The 235-nt window shown below is 35.3% G+C and carries 1 protein-coding gene; it reads left to right on the top strand.

Annotation, left to right across the window (positions count from 1 at the left end; translation table 11 throughout):
• On the top strand, positions 1–235 hold a 235-nt coding region (locus AAEY88_RS15525), incomplete at both ends, for a lipocalin family protein (protein ID WP_350563828.1).

Here is a 235-nt window from a genome sequence, read left to right as displayed (position 1 = left end):
GAAGAATGCTGAAGGCCTTGCAAAATTTGTTGGGGATTCTGACATAGGACATTTTAAAGTATCGTTTTTTGGTCCATTTTATGGGGCTTACGTTATTTTTGAACTTGAGCAAGCTGATTACCAATATGCATTTATAACGAGTTATAACAAAGATTACTTATGGTTTTTATCACGTACGCCACAGGTAGGCGATGAGTTAAAAGAGCACTTTTTAAAAACAGTTAAAGACTTAGGC

It is taken from the genome of Psychrobacter sp. CAL346-MNA-CIBAN-0220, assembly GCF_040309805.1.
In the GTDB taxonomy this organism is placed as follows: Bacteria; Pseudomonadota; Gammaproteobacteria; order Pseudomonadales; family Moraxellaceae; genus Psychrobacter.
Note: the sequence above shows the minus strand (reverse complement) of the source record. Positions and strands in the feature narration are given on the sequence as shown.